The organism is Nonlabens ulvanivorans, from assembly GCF_000732625.1.
GTDB lineage: Bacteria > Bacteroidota > Bacteroidia > Flavobacteriales > Flavobacteriaceae > Nonlabens > Nonlabens ulvanivorans.
In genome coordinates this window covers 1-4,201 of the sequence record NZ_JPJI01000019.1, presented here as the reverse complement: position 1 = coordinate 4,201, position 4,201 = coordinate 1, and the positions used below count along the sequence as shown (strand labels likewise).

At 35.4% G+C, this 4,201-nt stretch carries 4 protein-coding genes; all 4 read right to left on the bottom strand.

The window, feature by feature from the left end; genetic code table 11:
* Positions 1 to 141: 141 nt before the first annotated feature.
* The 4 genes from IL45_RS02220 to IL45_RS02205 are packed head-to-tail and all read right to left on the bottom strand — an operon-like array spanning position 142 to position 4,124.
* Complete coding sequence (locus tag IL45_RS02220; protein WP_036579812.1) at positions 142 to 1,443, bottom strand: TRAP transporter large permease; 1,302 nt, start codon at positions 1,441 to 1,443, stop codon at positions 142 to 144.
* A 3-nt stretch (positions 1,444 to 1,446) separates the two neighbouring features.
* Entirely contained in the window at positions 1,447 to 1,917 is a 471-nt protein-coding gene (locus IL45_RS02215) for a TRAP transporter small permease (protein WP_036579809.1), read from the bottom strand.
* Positions 1,918 to 1,919: 2 nt separating this feature from the next.
* Positions 1,920 to 2,894, bottom strand: a complete 975-nt coding sequence (locus tag IL45_RS02210) for a TRAP transporter substrate-binding protein (RefSeq protein WP_036579808.1) — start codon at positions 2,892 to 2,894, stop codon at positions 1,920 to 1,922.
* A 9-nt stretch (positions 2,895 to 2,903) separates the two neighbouring features.
* A complete protein-coding gene (locus IL45_RS02205; RefSeq protein ID WP_036579805.1) occupies positions 2,904 to 4,124 on the bottom strand; it encodes a DUF4861 domain-containing protein in 1,221 nt (406 codons plus the stop codon).
* Positions 4,125 to 4,201: the final 77 nt, after the last annotated feature.

Genomic DNA, 4,201 nt, shown 5'->3' with positions numbered 1-4,201 from the left:
ATAGTTAGTGATATATGTTACCACAACGCCGTGAATTATTTTGAGTTTGATAAATAATACGCTTTCGCGAAAGCGTAACATCATAAAAAAACCTGCTATCAATCAATAGCAGGTTTTTTTATTCAATATTGAAATAGTCGACTAGTCCATTAAATCAAATGCTCTAGGTAACCATAAGGTAATATCTTCAAAATAAGTCACCATTACTAGTACGGCAATCATTGCTACAAATAAAGGTAGCATAGGACGTATGACTTTCTGTATTTTGAGATCTGCAACACTACAACCTACAAAGAGTACAGATCCTACTGGTGGCGTACATAATCCTATACACAGGTTCATAATCATAATGACTCCGAAGTGGATAGGGTCCATTCCCATTGCTGTTACGATAGGTAAGAAAATAGGAGTGAAGATGAGTACCGCAGGCGTCATGTCCATAAAGATCCCTACAAATAATAAAATAAGATTGATTAAGATTAAGATGATGATAGGATTATCACTGATTCCTAAAAGTGCATCACTAATTTCTTGTGGAATGTTTTCATAAGACATGACCCAACTCATCGCTATAGAAGTTGCAATTAATAACAATACAATCGAGCTAGTTTTAATAGTTTCTAATAAGATAGGAGATAAGTCTTTTAACTTAATTTCTTTATAGACAAAGCCTAATACAAGAGTGTAAATCACGGCAACTCCACTAGCTTCTGTAGCTGTGAATATTCCGCCTACAATACCACCTATCACCACTACAAGCAACATTAAACTAGGTAATGCATCAAAAAATCTTTTAATAAACACCTTTACGCTTACTAACTTATCAGTTGGGTATTTTTTGATAATAGAATACACAGCCGCCACAATCATTAAGGCAAGTCCTAATAGTAATCCAGGTACGTAGCCTGCGATAAATAAAGCAGCGATAGAAACTCCACCACTTGCAAGAGAATAAACAATCAATACATTACTAGGTGGAATAATCAGACCTGTAGTAGCACTAGTAATGTTTACTGCGGCGCTAAAAGGTTTACTGTAACCATCTTTTTCCATCATAGGATTCATAAATCCACCTATGGCACTAGCTGCTGCAACGGCACTTCCTGAGATTGCCCCAAAAAGCATACAAGAAATAATATTTACAAAGGCCAGTCCGCCCGGTAATGGACCTACAATGGCTTTGGCAAAGTTGATCAGTCGCACAGCAATACCACCGCGATTCATAATTTGACCTGCGAGGATAAAGAATGGTATAGCACTTAAGGTAAAACTGTCTAATGATGTCGCCATACGTTGCGCCATAGTGGTCACTGATGGAAGAAATGGCATGGAATAAACCAGTGTAATAAAACCGGCAAGACCTATAGCATAAGCAATAGGAACTCGTAATGATAAAAACACTAAAAAGCTCAATACTAATATTAAAATTTCTGTATAGTTCATAATTTAGGCTTTAGAAGAGATTACTTTTTTGAAGAATGTATCGATACTGAAATAACAAATTAATATACCAGCTAGTGGAACTACTAGATAAACGAAACCAAGAGGAATACCTAGTGAAGCAGACTTTTGTTCAAACTGAAAACTAAGTTGACATAATCTCCAACCACCTATAATCATGACAAAAAAACCAAATGAGAAAACACATAAGTGAACAAAACCATCAAACAGTCTAGAGTTTTTTTCAACTAACTTTTCAGGTATAAGGTCAATGGCTAGGTGTAAATGCTGTCCAGTGGCATATGCAGCACCTAATAAACCTACCCAAATGAGTGAGTAGCTAGAAATTTCATCAGTTATTGTACTAGGAGATTGTAGTATGAACCTAGCAATTACCTGCCATACCACGGCAAATAACATAATACTGAGCAGTAATAGGCATAATTTACCTAAAATAGAATCTATCGTTTTTCTCATGATTAGTTATTTTGAATCGATTGAATTAATGCACCTAGTAAAGGATCTTTTTTAAACTCATTTACCAGTTCTACTGTAGCTTCTTGAAATGGTTTTTTATCCGGATAAAATACTTGAACACCACTTTCAACTGCTTTTTCAAGACATTCCTTTTCGGATTCTTCCCATAATTTACGTTGTGCAACTTTAGATTCTTCAACGGCCTGATTCAACCATTTTTTTTCCTCATCACTCAATCGTTTTAAGGTTTCTGTTCCTATCACTAGCACGTCAGGTACAGAAGTATGCTCATCCAGACTTAGAAACTTACAAACTTCGTAGTGCTTAGACGTAAAATAACTAGGGATATTATTTTCGGCACCGCTTACCACACCTTGCTGTAGTGCTGTGTAAAGTTCTCCATAAGAAATAGGAGTAGGAGCACCACCCAAATCATTAATCATTGCAATAGCCATGTTACTTTTCATAACACGTATCTTCATATCTTTAATATCATCTGGTGAGTTGATGGGTGTTGATTTTGTATAGAAACTACGGCTACCAGCATCATAAAAAGTTAATCCTTCTAGGTTAAACTTATTACCTTGTGATAAAATACCTTTACCTACTTTACCATCATAGATATCATGCATATGATCTTTATCTCTAAATAGATATGGAATACTGAATACTTTATATTCTGGAATAAAGTTCTCCAGCACTCCGGCACTTACTTTGGCAATATCCAGACTACCTATTTGAAGCAACTCTATGCTTTCTCGCTCACCGCCCAACTGACCATTAGGATAAATTTGAACTTTTAATTTTCCTTCAGAAATTCTTTCTAAGCTTTCACCTAGTACAATCATTCCATTATGTACGGGATGTTGTGTGTCTACGCTATGAGCAAGCCTTAGGGTTTTTGTTGATTGTATTTCAGCACAGCTATTATTAAGGATAGCTGCGAGAAATAAAAATATGATATGTTTAATTTTCATATAAGTTGTTTATTGAATTGTAATAGGTGAATTGATCATTTTTGTAGATTGTTCTAAAAGTTTTTCAAAACCTTCAATCGTCTTGAATTGTGTGTCACTTGCTTCCCAACCGCTCATAAAATAGAAGCTGTGATTTTTTCCTTCTTGAAGATTTAATAGATAAGTATTGGTAATGCCAGTACCTTCTGATGGCGCATCTAAATATGCAGTTAGTGACTGTACCGTGATGATAGCCATTCCTAGGTGATCATCATTTTCTGACTGTCTACCAAATGAATACAACACATCAACGCCTTCATCAGAGTTATAAAATTTTAATTTATTCTCTTTTAAATTTACTATTCCGGTATAGAGTTCTATTCCATCGTTGGTGCCGTGCAATTCAACATCGCTTTTGTAAAACCAGTCGCCTTTTTCTATAGTTATGGTATGAACGATATGGTAAGATTTATCTCCAATAAACTCATCTAAGTAAGTCATTCTAAAAATAGCTCTTGCAGGACCTTCCGTAATGGCTTCAAATCGAGTACCATTCCAGCCAGTAAGTCTATACAAAGAATCTTGATGTTTAAAAGCGAGTGATCCAGCACCTAATGAATTGCCAACTTTGAGAATATCCATTCCCCAATCTGCCTTCTCATGATAATTTGTAGTCAATCCTTGTTTGTGTAACGTAGGCTCTTCAGTAGTTTTTCCGAAAATATCAATCCCATTTCGAGGATCAAAATACATACGGAATCCCACTTTATCATTTTCCCAAGCTGGTCCTTCCATTTGAAAGAACAACGAGTCTTTATCTCTTGGATCATAACTTCTAGTGTAGAGTTGCTCTTCACTTGCTTCTGGCTTAGCTTTTCCTACACCAAAATGTACGTCTGTCTTCTTTTCATATTGTGGTGATTCCGCTTTCGCGAAAGCATAAATCATAAGCCTTTTAGTTTCTAGAGCTTCGAAATTCACAACTAGAGCTGCTTCATCCCAGATTCCATCCTGATCCATGTCATCCAATTGATAAGGGAATTCAGTTCCCAGAGAATCTTTAAATATTAAAATTTGACTTTCATCAAAAGCTGGCAGTTTCTCTTTAATTTGCTTCTTTGAAATCACAATAACTTCAGTTCTGGCGATATCGATTTCGTTATGAAGCATAAAAAAAGCATCTTTATTCTTATCATCACAATTGATGAAAAGAATAGAAAATGCTAATAGTAAGAGGTTCCAATATCTCATTTAATCTTCATTTGAAGGTTTACCTATAGTCGCTAGTATACCGCCATCAACATACAATATATGACCATTTACAAAAT